18 protein-coding genes are annotated in these 17,136 nt (G+C 64.4%); 7 read left to right on the top strand and 11 right to left on the bottom strand.

Annotated features, from left to right (window positions below; all coding sequences use genetic code 11):
- Positions 1-56: 56 nt before the first annotated feature.
- Genes N5C25_RS05160 through N5C25_RS05150 form a run of 3 tightly spaced genes read left to right on the top strand, consistent with a single transcriptional unit; the run spans position 57 to position 2,055 of the window.
- The gene (locus tag N5C25_RS05160; RefSeq protein ID WP_058981669.1) at positions 57-680 is read left to right on the top strand and encodes a sigma-70 family RNA polymerase sigma factor; all 624 of its coding nucleotides are present in this window, start codon (positions 57-59) and stop codon (positions 678-680) included.
- A complete protein-coding gene (locus N5C25_RS05155) occupies positions 677-1,351 on the top strand; it encodes a ChrR family anti-sigma-E factor (RefSeq protein ID WP_155029522.1) in 675 nt (224 codons plus the stop codon). Before N5C25_RS05160 ends, N5C25_RS05155 begins: the two co-directional genes overlap by 4 nt.
- A gap of 11 nt (positions 1,352-1,362) precedes the next feature.
- Positions 1,363-2,055 carry an oxidoreductase gene (locus N5C25_RS05150; protein ID WP_058981686.1) on the top strand — a complete coding sequence of 231 codons (693 nt, stop codon included), beginning with the start codon at positions 1,363-1,365 and terminating at the stop codon, positions 2,053-2,055.
- A gap of 2 nt (positions 2,056-2,057) precedes the next feature.
- Here the strand turns inward: N5C25_RS05150 and N5C25_RS05145 are convergent, their stop codons facing one another.
- From N5C25_RS05145 to N5C25_RS05135, 3 genes are read right to left on the bottom strand one after another with little or no spacing between them, the layout of a single operon-like run.
- Complete coding sequence (locus N5C25_RS05145; RefSeq protein ID WP_251102022.1) at positions 2,058-4,457, bottom strand: hybrid sensor histidine kinase/response regulator; 2,400 nt, start codon at positions 4,455-4,457, stop codon at positions 2,058-2,060.
- Positions 4,450-4,920, bottom strand: coding sequence for a response regulator (locus N5C25_RS05140; RefSeq protein ID WP_005409633.1), 471 nt, complete (start codon positions 4,918-4,920; stop codon positions 4,450-4,452). The genes N5C25_RS05145 and N5C25_RS05140 overlap by 8 nt, the downstream gene beginning before the upstream one ends.
- Positions 4,917-7,154: an ATP-binding protein gene (locus N5C25_RS05135; RefSeq protein WP_058981663.1), complete on the bottom strand. Its 2,238-nt coding sequence runs from the start codon at positions 7,152-7,154 to the stop codon at positions 4,917-4,919. Before N5C25_RS05135 ends, N5C25_RS05140 begins: the two co-directional genes overlap by 4 nt.
- 249 nt (positions 7,155-7,403) lie before the next feature.
- On the opposite strand from N5C25_RS05135, the gene N5C25_RS05130 reads away from it, so the two are divergent.
- The gene (locus N5C25_RS05130; RefSeq protein ID WP_058981661.1) at positions 7,404-7,697 is read left to right on the top strand and encodes a hypothetical protein; all 294 of its coding nucleotides are present in this window, start codon (positions 7,404-7,406) and stop codon (positions 7,695-7,697) included.
- Positions 7,698-7,713: 16 nt separating this feature from the next.
- On the opposite strand, the gene N5C25_RS05125 is transcribed toward N5C25_RS05130, so the two are convergent.
- A complete protein-coding gene (locus tag N5C25_RS05125) occupies positions 7,714-8,199 on the bottom strand; it encodes a tryptophan-rich sensory protein (protein WP_279936552.1) in 486 nt (161 codons plus the stop codon).
- Between the two features lie 73 nt (positions 8,200-8,272).
- A complete protein-coding gene (locus N5C25_RS05120) occupies positions 8,273-10,468 on the bottom strand; it encodes a hypothetical protein (RefSeq protein WP_279936551.1) in 2,196 nt (731 codons plus the stop codon).
- A gap of 133 nt (positions 10,469-10,601) precedes the next feature.
- Between N5C25_RS05120 and N5C25_RS05115 the strand changes: the two genes are divergently transcribed.
- A complete protein-coding gene (locus N5C25_RS05115; RefSeq protein WP_262213648.1) occupies positions 10,602-11,081 on the top strand; it encodes a GNAT family N-acetyltransferase in 480 nt (159 codons plus the stop codon).
- A 22-nt stretch (positions 11,082-11,103) separates the two neighbouring features.
- Here the strand turns inward: N5C25_RS05115 and N5C25_RS05110 are convergent, their stop codons facing one another.
- Positions 11,104-12,222 carry a sensor histidine kinase gene (locus N5C25_RS05110; protein WP_279936550.1) on the bottom strand — a complete coding sequence of 373 codons (1,119 nt, stop codon included), beginning with the start codon at positions 12,220-12,222 and terminating at the stop codon, positions 11,104-11,106.
- Between the two features lie 304 nt (positions 12,223-12,526).
- On the opposite strand from N5C25_RS05110, the gene N5C25_RS05105 reads away from it, so the two are divergent.
- Positions 12,527-12,907, top strand: a complete 381-nt coding sequence (locus N5C25_RS05105; RefSeq protein ID WP_251101820.1) for a DUF3653 domain-containing protein — start codon at positions 12,527-12,529, stop codon at positions 12,905-12,907.
- A gap of 296 nt (positions 12,908-13,203) precedes the next feature.
- On the opposite strand, the gene N5C25_RS05100 is transcribed toward N5C25_RS05105, so the two are convergent.
- Positions 13,204-13,569, bottom strand: a complete 366-nt coding sequence (locus N5C25_RS05100) for a hypothetical protein (RefSeq protein WP_279936549.1) — start codon at positions 13,567-13,569, stop codon at positions 13,204-13,206.
- Positions 13,570-13,729: 160 nt separating this feature from the next.
- On the opposite strand from N5C25_RS05100, the gene N5C25_RS05095 reads away from it, so the two are divergent.
- Entirely contained in the window at positions 13,730-14,104 is a 375-nt protein-coding gene (locus tag N5C25_RS05095; RefSeq protein WP_144435359.1) for a hypothetical protein, read from the top strand.
- Between the two features lie 141 nt (positions 14,105-14,245).
- Here N5C25_RS05095 and N5C25_RS05090 read toward each other — a convergent pair whose 3' ends face one another.
- The 4 genes from N5C25_RS05090 to N5C25_RS05075 all read right to left on the bottom strand — a co-directional run bounded on the left by N5C25_RS05090 (position 14,246) and on the right by N5C25_RS05075 (position 16,994).
- Entirely contained in the window at positions 14,246-14,422 is a 177-nt protein-coding gene (locus tag N5C25_RS05090) for a DUF3606 domain-containing protein (protein WP_065426569.1), read from the bottom strand.
- 18 nt (positions 14,423-14,440) lie between these two features.
- Entirely contained in the window at positions 14,441-15,385 is a 945-nt protein-coding gene (locus N5C25_RS05085) for a Ku protein (protein ID WP_111190377.1), read from the bottom strand.
- 85 nt (positions 15,386-15,470) lie between these two features.
- Entirely contained in the window at positions 15,471-15,980 is a 510-nt protein-coding gene (locus N5C25_RS05080) for a DUF892 family protein (protein ID WP_049417379.1), read from the bottom strand.
- Between the two features lie 96 nt (positions 15,981-16,076).
- Positions 16,077-16,994 carry an NAD(P)/FAD-dependent oxidoreductase gene (locus N5C25_RS05075; RefSeq protein WP_058983075.1) on the bottom strand — a complete coding sequence of 306 codons (918 nt, stop codon included), beginning with the start codon at positions 16,992-16,994 and terminating at the stop codon, positions 16,077-16,079.
- Between the last annotated feature and the right edge of the window lie 142 nt (positions 16,995-17,136).

Raw genomic sequence — 17,136 nt, 5'->3', positions numbered from 1 at the left:
ATGGCCGCCCCTGCGCGTAGAGAGGACAGACCTTCACCTGCCCGCCGCTCACGCAGATGTACCCTGACGCCGCCAGCACCCTCCTCAACTTCGATACCGCACGCACCGTGTCCAGTTCCCAGCAGCCGAGCAGCGAGCCGACGAACTGGGCCGATGACATGGACAGTGTGGCGCGGCTGCGCGACCGCGACTGCTTCATGCGGATCTATGACTACTTCATGCCGCGGCTGTGCGTGTATCTGCGTGGCCTGGGGGCACCCGACGCCGTGGCCGAGGAAATGGCGCAGGAGTGCCTGCTGCGCCTGTGGTTGCGGGCGGCCGAGTATGATGCGGCCCAGGGCGCGCTGAGTACCTGGCTGTACCGGATCGCGCGAAACCTGCAGATCGACCGCATCCGTCGCGAGCGCAGCTGGATGCAGGTGCAGGCAGCGGTGGAAGACGCCGCGGCCGTGGACGTGATCGAGCGCAGCAGTGCCGAGCAGTTCGCCGACCAGGCGCGCCTTCGCCAGCGCATCAACGAGCTGCCCGCCGTGCAGGCGAGGCTGGTGCGGATGTCCTATTTCGAGGCGAAGAGCCACAGCGAGATTGCCCAGGCGCTGGGCATGCCACTGGGGACGGTAAAGTCACACCTGCGACGTGCGTTCCTGCAGCTGCAGGCCAAAGTGGGGGGTGCGCTGTGAATCCGCACCACCACCTGCACGAATCCACGCTGATGAGCTATGCCGCCGGCGCGCTGCCGGCGCCGTTGAGCATCGTGGCCGGTGCCCACCTTGAGCAGTGCCCCCACTGCCGCCAGCGCCTGCGCGATGCCGAGGCAATCGGCTCGGTGCTGCTGGAGCAGACCCAACCGCCCGCTGCCGACGGGCGTCGCGAGCAGTTGCGCGAGGCCATGCTGATGCAGCTGGCCTCGGAGGCGCCGAGCGCCATCGCCGGAACTAGGCGCCCTGTGCCGAGGGAGCGGCCCGAGGCCGACCCCGACCACCTTCCTGCATCACTGCACCCGTACTTCGGCGCATCGCTCAGCGAGCTGCGTTGGCGCTGGATGGCGCCCGGCGTGCATTGCATCCGTGCCGAGCAGATGCCCTCGCTGATCATGCTGAAGATTGCCCCGGGCAAGTGCCTGCCCATGCACAGCCATGGCCGCAGCGAACTGACCCAGATCCTGCGGGGTTCGTACAACGATGCGCTGGGGTTGTTTGCGCCGGGTGACGTGGCAGATCTGGACGAAGACGTGGAGCATCAACCGGTGACCGCGCCCGGTGTCCCCTGCATCTGCGTGTCAGCGCTGGATGCGCCGCTGGTGTTCAGTGGCTGGCTGGCGCGGAAGATCCAGCGTTTCGTGAAACTCTAGCGGGGATGACGATGGCCGGGACGGGCGCATTACGGATTCTGTTGACCGGTGCCGCAGGCCTGGTCGGGCAAGGTGTGGCGCTGGCCTGCCAACGCTCACCACAGGTGTCCGGCCTGACAGCGCTGGTCCGCCATCCGGGAAGTCTGAGCGGCGCCGGCAGCGAACTGATCGTTCCGGACTTCCTGCGTATCCAGGACCGGTCGGATGAACTGGCCGGGTTCGATGCCTGCTTCTACTGTGCCGGGGCGCCACCGGTTGGCACGGCAGAGGCCGAGTACCGACGCGTGACCCTGGACACCACTCTGGCGGTGGCCCTTGCCTGGGCGGCTGCGAATCCCGAAGGGTGCTTTCTGTATGTATCCGGTGCCGGCGCGGACCCTCGGAGCCGGCTGATGCCGTTGAGGATCAAGGGCGAGACCGAAGTCGCATTGCAGGGCCTGCCGGTGCGCACCGTGATGCTGCGCCCGGGCGGTGTCAGGCCGGTCCCGGGCACCGGCACCCGTCATGCCCTGTTGAAGCCCCTTTACTGGGGCGGTGCGCCGTTGATGAAGCTGGCCAGCGCGATTGCGCCATCGCTGATGACCAGCAATCTGGCACTGGGCCAGGCGATGATTGCCTTGGCCGCCAGGGAGCATCCGCCGGCGACGGTGGAGTGCGCGGACATCAACCGGATCGCGGCCGGTGGGCGCGATCCGGCGTGCTGACCTCAGTGTGGCGCTGCCTCCAGCGCGGTGCGCACGGCCGTCGCCAGATCACTTCGGGTGAACGGCTTTGGCAGCAGCGCAACGGCCCGCCCTTGGCTGCCCACCTGGTCGTGGTCACGGGGATAGCCCGACGTGAACAGTACGGCGACCTCCGGCCAGCGTTCACGGACTTCCCGCACCAGCTCCCAGCCCGACATGCCGGGCATCACCACGTCCGAGAACAGCAGGTCCACCCTGGTATCCGGGCGTTCCAGCAGCCGCAGTGCGGAAGGGCCGTCGTGGGCTTCCAATACCCGGTAGCCCAGCAGCCGCAGTGCATCCACCGTGTGGGCACGGACATCGTCGTTGTCCTCGGTCACCAGGATGGTTTCCTCGCGCGGCGAATAGCCTGCCAGGCCGGTCTGCGGAGTGCGCGCTTCGCTGGGCAACGGCAGCAGTGAACGCGGGAACATCATGGTGATGCTGGTGCCGCCGCCTTCCACCGAATCGATCAGCACGTGGCCGCCTGACTGCTTGACGAACCCGTGCACCATCGACAGGCCCAGGCCGGTGCCACGGCCAACCTGCTTGGTGGTGAAGAAGGGTTCGAAGACCCGGGCGAGCGTCGCCGCATCCATGCCGTGGCCGTTGTCGCGCACCCGCAGCATCACGTATTCGCCCGGCGTTGCATCCGGGAACAGCGCGGCATAGTCGTGGTCCAGGTGGCTGTTGTCGACTTCAATCACCAGCCGCCCGCCACGCGGCATCGCATCGCGGGCGTTGACCGCCAGGTTCAGTACGGAGGCCTCCAGTTGGCTGATGTCGATCTCCACGCACCAGATATCCTCCGCGCTGCGGATCTCCAGCTGCACCAGTTCACCCAGTGCACGCTGCAGCATGTCGTGCATGTCCAGCAGGCGGACATTGAGGTCAGCGGCCTGGCTGCGCAGCGGCTGGCGGCGGGCAAACGCCAGCAGGCGCTGGGTCAGGCTGGCGGCACGGCCCACCCCCTTCAGCGCATTGTCCAGCGCACGGCCTACCAGCGCACCGGCCTCGCCAGCCCTTTCGCTGAGCAGCATGGCGTGCTCGACGTTGCCGGAAATGACGGTCAGGATGTTGTTGAAATCATGCGCGATGCCGCCGGTGAGCTGACCGACCGCCTCGATCTTCTGTGACTGGCGGAGCGCGTGCTCGGCCTGCAGGCGTGCGGTGGTTTCAACGGCCTCGGAGACAACGGCGGTGACCGCCCCTTCGGCGTCGAGCAGCGGACGGAACGAGAAGTCGAAGCTGCGGCGGCCGGTCGGGAGCTCCAGCTCCAGCGCATGCAGTGAACTGCGGCCCTGCGCCGCGTCTCCTACGGCGCGGTCGATCGCTGCGCCCATGCCCTCGGTGGTGGCGAACCAGACCGATTCGGCGAAGCGCTGGCCAACAATGTCCTTTTTGTCTACCAGTACAGCGGCCAAGGAAGCGTCATTGGCATCGACCACGCATCCGCGCAGATCCAGCAGCACCTGATGCTGGAAGCTGGACTCGAAGATCGCCTGCAGGCGGCGCTTGCTGGCGCGCAGCTCGGCCGTGCGCGCCTGCACCTGCTGCTCGAGCAGCTGGTTGTCCTCACGCAGGGCCAGCTCGGCCTGCTTGAGCTGCGAGACGTCGCTACCCAGGCAGATGTAGCCGGCCACGCTGCCATCGGCGGCATGCTCCGGCACGCATTCCATCTGTACGAAACGCGACTCGCCACTGCGATGGACGAGCTCGACCTGGAAGCTCGTGCGTTCGCCCTGCAGTACCCGTTCAAGGCTGGGCAAGGCGTGTTCGAAAGCGGATATGCCGCTGACATCGCGCGCGGTCCGGCCCAGCAGCTCGGCCAGGCTGAATCCATGCCAGTCCAGGAACGCCTTGTTGGCGAACCGGTAACGATGCGCGTTGTCGAGCTGGGCGATCAGCGCGGGTACGGCATCGGTGACCTGCTGCAGCTGCGCCTGGCTCTCGTTCAGCGCCGCCTGGGCATGCATCAGCTGGGCGCGTTCATGGGCTTCCTGGCGAGCGCGGCGGATCGCATCCGGCAGGCGTTGCAGGCGCTGCTTGACGACGTAATCGCGCGCGCCACGGGTCAGCGCCTGTACGGCCAGCTCTTCCGTCAGTGTGCCGGAGACGAAGATGAAAGGGGTCTGTGGAATCCGCTCGCGCGCCAGCGCGAGGGCCGCATCGCCATCGAATCCGGGCAGCACATGGTCGGCCAGGATCACGTCGAACGCACGGTTGTCGATGGCCTCGATGAACGCATTGCGCGTCCACAGGCGCTCGACCTCGAACTCCAGGCCGGCACGCCGCAGCTGTGCGGTGATCAGCTCCGCATCAAGCGCGCTGTCCTCCAGCATGAGGATGCGCAGGCGCTCGCTGCGGCGCGATCCATCACGCATTGTTGTGCTGCCCCGAGCCATTGGGCCGATGCGGTGGCGGCTGGTTGGTGATGCCCCAGAACATGCCCAGCCCCTGAATGGCGTCGAAGAATTCCTTGAAGTCGACCGGCTTGACCACGAACGCGTTCACGCCCAGTTCGTAACTGCGCACGAGATCCTGTTCTTCGCGCGAGGAGGTCAACATCACCACCGGCGTGCTGCTCAGCTGCGGGTCGCCACGCACCTGTTCCAGCACCTCCAGGCCGTTGACCTTGGGCAGCTTCAGGTCCAGCAGCACCACCACTGGGCCGCCGTGCATGGCGCCGGCGAACTTGCCTTCGCAGCGCAGGTAATCCAACGCTTCGGCGCCGTCGCGTACATGGATGACATCGTTCAACAGCTGGCAGCGCGCAAGCGCGGCCATCGTCAGCTCTGCATCCTTGGGGCTGTCCTCTACCAGGAGGATCGGCCGCAGGTCCCTCATGGGTGTTCTCCTGTGAAGCGGGGTAGGGTGAAATGGATTGTGGCGCCCTTGCCGGGCTCGCCCTCGGCCCAGGTACGGCCGCCATGGCGGCCGATGATGCGGCGGACATTGGCCAGGCCGATGCCGGTGCCTTCGAACTCTTCGACGTGGTGCAGGCGCTGGAACACGCCGAACAGCTTGTCCACGTAGCGCATGTCGAAGCCGCAGCCGTTGTCGCGCACGAAGAAGTGGTCTTCGTCGTCGTTTCGCTCGTGACCAACCTCGATCACCGCGTGTTCGCGCTCGCGGGTGAACTTGATCGCGTTGCCCAGCAGGTTCTGCCATACCAGGCGCAGCATCGTCGGATCGGCCTCGACCTCCGGCAGCGGTGCGAGCGTCCACTGCACGTCGCGGCCGGTGTAGTCCAAGGCCAGGCTCCGGCGCACGTCCTCGGCCAGCGCGGTCATGTCCAGCCGTACACGCCCCAGCGTGGAGCGCCCCATCTGCGAGAAGCTGAGAAGGTCATCCACCAGTGTTCCGGCGGACTTGGCCGATTCCACGATCGTGTCCAGGAAGCGGCGCTCGGTATCGTTCAGGCGTTCGCCCGCCGAGCTGCCCAGCAGCTCGGAATAGCCGACAATGTGACGGAACGGAGCGCGCAGGTCGTGGCTGACCGAATAGGAGAAGGCTTCCAGTTCCTTGTTGCTGCGGAGCAGCTGCTCGTTCAGTTCGGCCATTTCCTCGGCCTTGCGCAACACGATATCGACGATGGCCGTGCGCATCTCGTGTGCGGCGTCGCAGTCAGCGTCGCTCCACGGCAGGCTGCGCTGCTGCACGGTCTCCTTCCAGGCCTCGAACGAGCTGCGCGGGGACAGCGCCACGCCCGGTGCTGCTTCCTTGCGGGGATCGCCACCCCAGCGCACGGTGCGCACCACTTCCGGGCGGAACCACATCAGGTAACTGTCATGCAGCTGCGAAATGGACACCGCCAGCAGGCCGCTGGCTACGTCGGCCAGGTGCGCGGCAGGCGACCAGTCGGCTGCCAGGTGATCGGTGCAGTAGGCTTCCTGGCCGGCCTGCTGCGTGGCCAGCCAGTTCGCCAGGGCCAGCACGTCGCTGGCGGAAGGGCACTGGCCAACACGCAGGCAATCGCCCTTGTGCACGATCGCCGCGCCGGCCGCGCCGGTCAGCGACAGCAGGCTGGCCTCGTCCTGGCGCAGGGCCGCCATGAAGTCCTCGTCGCCGGCCATGCGACCCAGCAGCTTGACCAGTATGGAACGACGGGCAACGCGCTCTTCGATCGCACGCGCGCGCTCCTTCAACGCGATCTGCAGCGACAGGATCTGGCCCATGAACTCGCAGGCAGTGCGCACGTGGTAGGGCAGGCGGCGTGGCTGCACGGTGTGGCAGGACACCAGGCCCCACAAGCGGCCTTCATGCACCAGCGATACCGACATCGACGCGCCGGTCCCCATGTTGCGCATGTACTGCAGGTGGACCGGCGAGACGCTGCGCAGCACGGCCAGGCTCAGGTCGGTGGCTGGTGCGTCGCGATGGTCGTCGGCCCGCATCAACGGCGCGGGGGTGTAGTTGTTGTCCGCGATCAGGCGCACCCGGTTGCGGCGGTAGAGTTCGCGGGCCTGCGCAGGAATGTCAGATTCGGGGAAGCGCAGGTCCAGGTAGGATGGCAACAGGCCGTTGCCATCCTCGGCCACCACGATGCCATTCCAGCCGGCATCGAACTGATAGACCAGGGTGCGGTCAAAGCCGGTCAGCCGGCGCATGTGCGCGGCCGCAAGCCTGCACAGGTCTTCCACCGTCGCTGCCGATTCAATGCCGGTCATCAGCTCGCGGATGGCTGGATACAGTTCTTCCAGCGAGCCGGGCTGGCCGGGAACCGGTGCTTCCAGCTCAACCAGAAGGTCCGTGGCGGAGCGGTGCACCAGCAGCTGATGGCGGCCGTGCCCATCCAGGTGCACGGCACCGACATGCGCGCTGCTGCCCACCGTCGCCTGTTGCAACACGCCCTGGAACGGCGCCAGTACGCCGCCCAGCACCTCAGTGACGTGCTGCATCAACGGTTCGCCGAACTGCTTCAGCAGCCCCGGATGGCTGATGGCGCGCTCGCGTACCTGCAGGGACTGCGGTTCAACGACCAGAAGCACACCGTAGGGTTGGATCGCGCCGGGGGTGTGGATCGGTTCGCGCGCGCAACGCGACAGGGCAGCGTCGTGCGTGGGCTCAGCAGAAGGCATCAAGGGCGGGACTCATGATTCGTGGATGGCTGGAAAGGCCAGTGATACATCCGTATCCTTCAATGGTGAAGCAAAATCGTGCATCCGCCTACCAGTGTGTGCGTGTGAAGCGTGTTTCTGTCCAAGCTGAATTCTTCATGTAAGGACCAGGTCGAGCACTTGCAGTTTTCGCGAAGAGTACATCTGCGCTGCACATCAGCTCGACAGGTCATTGCCTAGGGTGGACCCACTTCCCTGAGCGACCGCCCCGTGAATCTGCAGAGCGTGCCCTTGCCCCCGTATCGCATGCTGCCTGACAGCTGCCAGTTCGAACTGCTGGATGTGGATGCGCTGCAGGACCCTGCCAGTGGCCGGCTGCTGCATCTGTACTCGCTGGTGGCCCGATGCCTGTCCTGCGAGACGATCTTCAAGGCAGAGGAAGGGCAGGGCCTGGTCAGCCATACTGCGGCGCGGGTGGTGCGATGCCCCACCGGTTGCGGGCAGCAGGCGTTCAAGCCGGCCCTGCTGCGAACCTGGCGCCCGCAGGCCGTGGCCCAGGCCTGAGCGGCAGGGAACCTTGTCACAGCAGCCCGGGATTAGCCCGCCAGACGGCGAAGTTGAGCGCCGAGGCGAATGAAATCCAAGCAAGGTAAGGAAGCAGCAGGACCGCCGCAACCCGGCGGATGCGCGCGAACCTGACGATCGTCGCGCACACCAACACGATCAACACAAGAATGTCGGCGAAGGCAAGCGCGCCCAGCTTCCAGCCGAAGAACAGCCAGCTCCACAGCGCGTTGACGGCCAGCTGCACCAGATAGAGCAGCAGCGCGGGCCGAGCGTCGCGCCAACCGCGTTCGCGCCAGACCAGCCACGCGGCAACCGCCATCATCGCGTAGAGGATCGTCCACACCGGACCAAAGACGCTGGCCGGTGGCGCCCATGCCGGAAGCGTGAGGGTGGCGTAGAAGCTTGCCGCGGACGTGGACGCCCACGCCCCCAGGGTGGCGGCAACGAAGGTGATTGCCACCCATCCCAGAAGCCCGGAAACCTGTGAACTCCGCTTCATACCGTGCAGCTCCTTGATACCTGTGCTGCCTGTCTACGCACAGGGGCAGCGAATGGATGCAGGCTGCCGGCCTTCAGTCTGAAGAGCCGACGGCACCGGCTCCCTGGCTCGCTGGCAACAGGGAAGGTTGCTGGTCAAACCACTCCCTTGCCTTCGCCAGGTGCCATTGGCGCTGGTCACCGTCCAGCTCGATGCCCGCACCCAGCAGCCCCCAGCGCAGGTAGAGATCACCGCGCTTGCGCTGGTCGAGCAGATCCAACCGCGCGCGTACCGAAAGGCGATCATTCTCGGCCTGCAGTCCATCGATGATCAGATGGCCCGGGCGCCAGCGCAGCGTCGCCTGTGCCTGCACCTGGCCGGAATCCAGCAGCGACAGGGTCCAGCGCGGGTAGTCGGTACGCTCTGCGAACAGTGCAAGCAACGGTCGCGCATCGCTGAGATCGAGGTCCGTGGTGGCATCCACCTGGAACGGCGACTGCGCATCGATGCGCCCACGCTTGAAGGCCACGCGGCCTTTCCATGCCGTCGAGCCCCGCGTGCCCGCCACCTGCACGTTGCGCAGCTCGACCGTGGTGCCGGACAGATCGAAATGACGCTGATTGAAGTCTCCCCGGCGCAGTGTTGCGTTCACGTCGATATCGCCGCCCATGTCCAGCCCTGCCACCTTTGCACTGGCGTTGCGCCCCAACAGCCGGGCCGTGCCATGGCCGACGCGCCCGTCGGTATCGAGGGTCGCGTCACCGCTGACGGTGCCGGTGCCACGGAGCAGTCGCACCTGGGGCGAGCCCAGGTAGCGGTTGTAGGCGGTCAGATCCGGGATGGTGGCTTCACTGAAGCGTAGCTGCGCGCGGACGCCTTTGCGCAGTTCCTGCAGGCGGCCATCGCCGGTCAGGTCCAAGGCCAGATCCCGACCATCGAACAGGCGGACGTTGTCGGCATCGCTTGGTCGCGCAGTGAAGCGGGGCAAGCGGACGGCCAGCCGCGCCTGGCTGGGCGTGCCGGCCTTCAGTTCGCCGTGCGCACTGGCCGTGCCCGCCAGGCGCACACCCGCCACCTCGGCCACGGCTTCGGCCGCAGGAATGTCCACGGTGCTGCCTTCGGTCAGTTCGCCGTTGCGAAGACGCAGGTCCGCCTTCAGCGAGCCGCCACCGTCCAGTTGCAGCCACGGCTTGCGAACGAACAGGGCAGGGATCCAGTTGAGCGAAGTGAACGTCCATTCGCCGCGTACTGTGCCAGAGCTGCGTTCCAGCAGCTGTGCGGGCTGTTGGAAGGGAATGTCCCGGCCACTGATATGCAGATCGGCATCCACCTCGCTGCCTGAACCGGGCTTTGGCGGCAGGCGGGCCTGCAGGCGCAGGTCCTTGGCTACATTGAGCTGCAGTGCCAGCATGCCGCGACCGGGGGCGCCATCGCCCAGATAGAGCGGCAAATGCCACAGCGCGTGGTCGCCGGGCTGCAGTTGGCCATCGATCAGGTGGAGTGCCGCCTGCAGCCGTCCAGGCACTGGTGCGCTGGAGATCTTCGGCGTTGTGGCATTGGTGTCCATGCGCAGGCCCTGGCTGCGGGCATCGACCTCGAGTTGGGCATGCAGCAGCTTCAACTTGGCCAGGCCGGGCGCCTGGTCCCGATAATGGCGCGGATAGCTGAAGCGCGCGGTGAGATCCATGTCGCCCAACAGCTGCACGCCGTCATAGCTGGTGTCTGCCTTGCTGAACGAGACCTCGGAATCGAACAGTTCGGATGGGCCGCCACGCAGCTGCTTCAGGAACCCCACGGTGCCCTGACCCTTGCCGATGATCAGCAGCTTGCCGAAGCGTGCGCTGCGGATGCTGTCGCTGTGGATGGCGTCGAAACGCAAGGTCCAGCCCTGGTCGTTGCGCGGCGGTGAAGGGATGGCTTCTTCGACGCGGCTGATCTCGGCGGAAACTCCGGTGGCCTGCAGCCTTGGCACCCGCACCTCGCGCTGGAACAGGGGCAGCACCGCCAATCGGGCGCTGGCGCGGTCTGCATGCAACACGTAGACGGTGTGGTTCACGTGGCCGCGCATGTGCACGTTCCAGGCGATCACATGGCCGGGCAACAGCGTAATGGCCGGCCCAGTGGTCATTACGAACTTGTGCGGCTTGCGGTTGGTGACCTGGTCGAACAGCGGTGTGTTGAGGAAGATGTTGCCGGCCAGCAGGTACAGCAGGTAGATGCCCAGCAGAACGTAGGCAGGGACCCTCCACCGTCGAAGCCGGTGCGGGATGTGCGCGGAAACAGGGGGCATCTACTGCTCTGAAGGCCGGAATATCTGCAACTATTGCGGAGCCGATGGTGGTGGCGCGTGAAGCAGCTACGGGGCAGGGGCTGGATTCTGGTAGTGTCCGGCCTGGTCATGGCCACAGATCTGCAGGAGTCGCATGGATATCCGGCCCGCCCGTGCAGGCGATTTCGACGCGATGTGGGGCATGTTCAAGCAAGCCATTGCGACGCAGGATGCGCTGCCTTTTGCTGGCTCTTTCGCTGTCGAGACGTTTCGCGCGCATTGGTTCCAGGCCCAGGCACCTCATGTAGCTGTGCTGGAGGGCCGGGTTGTGGGCATGTACAAGATGGGCCCGAATTTCCCTGACCTTGGGGCGCATGTGGCCAGCGCCACGTATGTGGTGGACGCGCCGGCACAAGGGCAAGGCGTGGGCCGGGCGCTGGTGGAGCACAGCCTGGAGCGGGCGAGGGCGGAAGGGTTCCTGGCCATGCAGTTCAATTACGTGGTCAGCACCAACGGCCCGGCGGTGGCGCTGTACCGGAAGCTGGGGTTTGCGGTGGTTGGAACGCTGCCAGAGGCCTTCCGGCATGGCCAGCGCGGGTTGGTCGATGTCTTCGTGATGCACAGGTTCCTGTAGTCCCGCCGCAAGGGCGGTCGCCTCAATCAGCATTCTTCGGGAGCGTTATGACGAATGAGGTGCGGCCATCACGCCACCGCCCACGGACAGTGCCGCGGTGCGAGTGGCAGATTTCCCGCACCAGGAACAGGCCGAGGCCAAGGCTCGCGTGTTCCCCCTGTGACGCGTTGTGCGAGCCTCGGCGCAAGGGATCAAACAGGCTGTTGAACACTTCGTCCGACAGTTCGGCCCCCGTGTTGCTCACCGTGATCAGGATCTGGTCGGCGAGGCCCTCAAGGCTGATCCGCACATCGGTGCCGTGTTCGCCGTACTTTGCAGCGTTGGTCGTGAGGTTGTGAACCGCCTCGCGCAACGAAGAGGCATCGAGGCAACCGCGGCTATCGCCTTCAGCCTCATACGTGATGGGGACGTGGGGCATGGCAGCGCGAAGCAATTCGACTTCTTCGCCAAGCGATTGTGCAAGATCGCAGTCCACCGGATGAATGGCCATCCCATCGCCCAGCTTGCTGCGACTGTAAGCCAGCAGGTCGTCGAGCAGCTTCTTCATGCGCATGCTGCCGTTGATGATCCGCTCGGCCTGCTTGGCTAAAGCTGGGTCCTGCAGCCCACTGGCCAGAGTGTCTGCCGAGAAGATGATCGCTGCCAAGGGGCCTCGGAGATCATGCCCGAGCGCCGCGAGGAAGATCTGCCGCCAAGATTCGACCTCGGCAGAGAACTGAGCAAGGGATTCGGCCACCGCCTGGTCGATGGCCTCATTGAAACGAAGGATGTCATCGATCGATGAAGTGACCAGCCGCTGGTCGGATGCCCATCGCCGAAGTACTGAGGCCCGAAGCGCTCGATACTCAGCCACCATCTGGTTGAGGCCAAAGCCAGCGATGGCGCGGGTTCGGCCATGATAGGACGCGGCGGACTCGGGGCCGGGTTTCAACGGTGCAAGCCCGTGGGACTTTGCGAGCTGCTGGGAGTCTGTCTGCGGCGATCTGAGATCGTCTATGACCGCCTGAAGAATCTGGGGAAGATGATTCCGAAGTTGCTTTGCGCTGAACTCGACGGTATCGGGCGCCTGCGTTTCGGCGAATGCCACCGCGTCTTCGAGGATTTCCCGCGCATTCCGTTCGATAAAATCAGCCAGGCGCATCGCCAAACCCGTCCTTAAGTGGTGCGTCGAGCCTACACGAGGGCGTTTGGATGCCGGGTGAGAAGGCTCGGCCTGCGGGGCGCGGTTCTGCGGATGTTGGGCGGCCATTTGAACGGGGAGCGTGCAGCGTGGGTTGGGCCCGGGCGGCGTTCGCCTTGGTCAGTCTAGTGAGAACATAATATACATTATGCGAAATGCTGTATCGGGCTACGGCCGCGTTCGTGTCCTCGGCGTGGCAATGGCTGGGCCTCTGGCTCGGCTCTTGCCTGCGCCCTCAGTCCCCGGCCAAGGATGAGATCGCGGCATGATTGGGTTTGACCCGCACCACCGTATTGACCCGACCGGCCCTTGGGCCGGTTTTTCTTTCCTCGGTGACCGCCTGATCACGCCTGAAGGTCGCGAGCTGCTGCCTGAAGACCTGGCGTGGCTGTCGCTCACCGCCTGCCAAGCGCAGGAATGGCGCCGCATGATGGAAGCTGCACGCTCGGTACCGTCGATCGACAGTTCCAAAAATGTGAGCAATCGCGACGCCGGCATTCGCCATCATCCTGCCACTGTCGTCAATCTGCGGGACGTGGTGTGCCGGCGCAAACAGCGTTCGGCGGTGGCGATGGCTGGCCCTGACGCCGAGCCACCAGCGGCAGTCCTGCCTGTATCGGGGCCGAGGCCTCGCCAGCGCGTGTGAGGCGCTTCCGTAGGGGCGCTGCCCCTACACCCCGACATCAAGTCTTAAGGCTCTTCAGCGCGGCGCCTACGGACGCTACCGCCTTATCGTAATTCTGGATCAACGGCGCACCATACCTGCGCAATTGATCTTCGATGCTCTCTATGTGCTCGACTACCCACGAACTGTCCGTCGACGCTCCAAGCTTAAGCCGAGCCTGTTCGAATTCCTCAAGAAGACGGTTGTTGTAGAGAAAACTGTCCACCGAACCCTTGAGGTCAATGTATCCCTGGATAACGAGGGTCGCCGTGCGCTCATCAACCAAGCCCAACTGGTCCGCATTCTTCGCAAACAAAGTGAAGTATTCGCTTTGAAGGGGAAAAACGGACCCAAACCCCCCGCCCACCCGCTGCCTTCCATTTGGCGATTTCAGGGCCTAGTGATTGCTCCGCCATCTTCAGGACCGCTTCCATTTCTACGCGAAGACCCAGTTTCAGCCGAGCGATAGCTGCCTCGTCCGATTTCGCTTCAGCGACCCTGTCAGCAGATATCTGGCGATCGACGGCCTTTGTAGCCGCGACCGCACCGATCAAGCCACCTGCAATTGTCTGTACCAACGGGCTGCCGATGATGGCCTCCAGCCCTGCCCACATTGCTCCAAAAATCATGGATACGTCGTCCATTACGCCCCCCTCTTGCGGTCCATTTCGTCCGATTCTATCCCGTCATCCATTGGCCTGCCGGTGCCAGGACCGAGGCCTCGCCAGCGCGTGTGAGGCGCTGCCGTAGGGGCGCTGCCCCTACACCCCGGCTAGAATGCGCGCAGGACGCCTTGGGGGCCGTATGGAACGCGAACGACCGGAGTACCTGCAACCCATCCCACGCTCGCGCTGGGAATTTCCGTGGCTCGGCCTGTGGGCCGTGATCCTACTGGGTATGGCCGGTGCTGGAATCTGGCTGCATCTGCGGACCGGCGACGCTTGGAATGCGCGCTTCCAAGCCGAACCTATGCCAGCTCAGTCAGCCAGCGCCAACCCGGCTCCCCAGCTCGAGCCAGTCACGTACCGAAAAGCAGCGTTGGCGGAGATCCGCGCACGCCGAGAACAGGCAGAACGAGAGGTCAAGCAGCGCCGGGAAGAGATCCGCTGCATAGGAGGTGTTGCGTTCCGGCGCATTCCGGGCGGCTGGGAGAACATCCCGGGCGAAACCTGCCCGTGAGCGTTTAGTTCTTCTGACGCGCCTGCTGGCGCGCGAACGCCCGATCCATCCATCGGGCAACCCAGATCGGTCGCGTGGTTCCTTGGTCTGATCAAAGCGGCGCTTGCGGCGGTATTCGACCAAGGACATGACGGCTCCCCGTTACTTGCCCAGGTGCTTGCGAACCGCTGCGGAGGTAGGACCCACGGCTTTGACTGCGGCCCGGAGCTCGTCGGCGGACACACCCAAAGCCTTGGTCCAATACTGCAGCTCGTAATCCTCGTTGACATTGATGCGGTCGCGGTCTGGGCTGCCAGTGTTCTTCTTGTCGTCGCTCATGAGATTCTCCTAGTCTGATCAGGCGCTCTTTCGAGCCTTCTTGGTGGGAGTCTTCTTCGCCGCTTTTTTCGTCGGGGCCTTTCTGGGGGTGGCCTTCTTGGCAGACTTGCTGTCTTTGGCAGACGGCTTGGAGGCGGTCTTCACCGGGGTTGCCTTCGCCGGGGTGCGCTTGTTGGTTTCCAGGCTCTTCTGGAGCAAGGCCATGAAGTCCACCACGTTGGTCGCCGAATCCTCGCGGTGCTCGGGCTCCTCAAAGGTGGTCGTGGCGCCGGCCTGCTTCACCCGCTTTTTGATGATGTCCGACAGGCGCTCGCGGAACTCGTCCTGGTAGCTGTCCGGTTGCCATTCCGACGTCATGCTCTCAATGAGCTGCTTGGCCATCTCCAGTTCTTTGGGAGCCACCCGGTAGTCGGATGCTTGGCCTTGAGGCAACTTGTATTCGTCCGGCGACACCAGCTCCTGCGGATAGCGCAGCAGAATCATCACCAGCGCATCGTCCTCGGGCATCACCGCACAGATGTATTCGCGGGTGCGGATGACTACCCTGGCGATGCCGACCTTGCCCGTTTCCTTCAGGGTCTCTCGCAGAAGCACATAGCCTTTTTCCGCCTTCTTTCCTGGCACCAGGATGTAGGGCTTTTCGAAGAACCGCAGGCCAATGCTCTTGGCGTCGACAAACGCCTCTACGTCGATGGATTCGTGAGTCTCGGGTGCGGCTGCAGCGATGTCTTCCTTTTCTATGACTACGTAGCTTCCCTTGTCATATTCGAAGGCTTTGACGATGTCCTTCCACGGCACCTCTTCGCCGGTCTCAGCATTGACGCGCTCGTATCGGATGGGCTTCTTGTTGCGAGCGTCCAACATTCGGAAACTGAGGTCCATGCGTCGCTCGCCGGACATCAGTGAAACTGGGACATTGAGCAGACCGAACGACAGGGATCCGCTCCAGATGGGCCTGGGCATGCCAGCCGCCTCCTATCCAAGGGCCTTTCGTTGTAGGCCCGGCCCCGTCGGCCGGGCGTGAACCCAGCCGACGAGACTCAGTGGCTTACTTCTTTGCTTCAACGCCAGGGGTGGCGTCGCGGACCATGAATTCTTCGGTGACCTCGGGCAGATGGGCCGCCAGCCAGTCGGCCATGGCCTCTTCCTGAACCAGAATCTCTTCACAGACCCTCACGGTTTCCGCATCACCGGCGGTCTTGGCAGCAGCGATAAGCGCCGTGTAGGACGCGATTTCAAAGTGCTCGAAGACGTAGCCGGCCATGGCGCCTTTGACGATCTCATCAGAAGCCGTCATGCCGCCGACGGCCTGACCGAAGGCGGCCATCTTGCCCATCACATCCTTCAGGGTCGACGGGGAACCGCCCAGCCGCTTGATGCAGCCTTCCAGCAGTTCGCGCTGGCCGATGGTCTCCTGGATGTGTTCTTCAATGCGAGCCTTCAGCACCGGATAGTGCTCGATCCGGGAAGCCTGGCCCTTGAGCATGGTTTCCGCCTGCTGCTCCATCGCGTGTGCGTCGCGCAGCCAATCCAACAGGTTCTCTTTGAGCTCTGCCATGGTGGTGTCCGTCAGGGAATGGACCTCCACCCTAACGAGGCGCCCATGGCAGCAAGGCGATGCCACCGTGAAGGCATGGCGAACGCCCGTGCTTGCTTAGTCAAGCAGCCCCAACAACGAGCGATGCACAGCCACACCAGCGAGCGCGCCTTCTCCGATGGCCAGGGCGATGTTGCCTGCGAACCGGGCTGCATCCCCGCAGGCGAACACTCCTTCCACGGTGGTCTGCTTCGCCGAGTCCGTTGAAATGCAGCCAACGGATTCGGTTTCACACCCGAGTTGGTGTGCGATCGGGGAGCATAGTTTCGTTTCGGGGTGTAAAAAGAGGGCCCGTAGCTCTAGCCGGCGTCCGTCGGCCAAGTCCGCCGTGGCTTCTTCAGAAACGCCGACCAACGGTGTTCGCTCCAAGGCCGCATCAATGCCGTTAAGCTGATTCTCCAGAGCGTTCAATGCCTGCTCCGTCCGATCTCCGCGGTGGAAGATCATGATTTTCCCCCATTGCTGCAATGCCTTGGCATGCGCCAACACATCATCGTCCGCGGCGACCAGAAGCCCAAGCGACCCTCCGCAGATCTCGTAGCCGTGGCAGTAAGGGCAATGGAGGACACTTTTCCCCCAGCGCTCTTCCAAGCCGGGGACTTCGGGGAGCTGGTCCGCGACCCCATGGGCCAGCACCAATCGATGTGCGGACACTGTGCTCCCAGAGGCACAGGTGACCTTGAACCCGGTCCGGGCAGAGCGCTGCGCACCCACCGCCTCGGCGGCGATCCAGCGCACGTGGCTGTAGGCTTGAAGTTGCCGCCGAGCGGTTGTCAAAAGATCGGCCGGGGCGCAGCCATCCCAACCGAGGCAGCCATGGGCTCGGCTGGCGGTGCGGTTCCTTGGCAGCCCATGATCAATGATCACCACTGATCGACAGGCCCGAGCAAGCTGAAGCGCGGCGGACATGCCAGCGTAGCTTCCACCGATCACGACGGCGTCTACAGGATTGGGAGCAACGGCGTCGTTTGTCATGGACATCTATCTGTCGTTTCAGGTGCCCTTATCTGACGCTTACACTGTCGGCTGCCCGTGTAGAACGAGTGGCGACGGAGCGAAAAGGGCTTTCACGGCGTCGGGCGCGCGCAGCTTACCTTCAGTCCCCTCCCACTGGGTT

The sequence above is a fragment of the Stenotrophomonas sp. GD03958 genome (assembly GCF_029839005.1).
GTDB lineage: Bacteria > Pseudomonadota > Gammaproteobacteria > Xanthomonadales > Xanthomonadaceae > Stenotrophomonas > Stenotrophomonas hibiscicola.
Note: the sequence above shows the minus strand (reverse complement) of the source record. Positions and strands in the feature narration are given on the sequence as shown.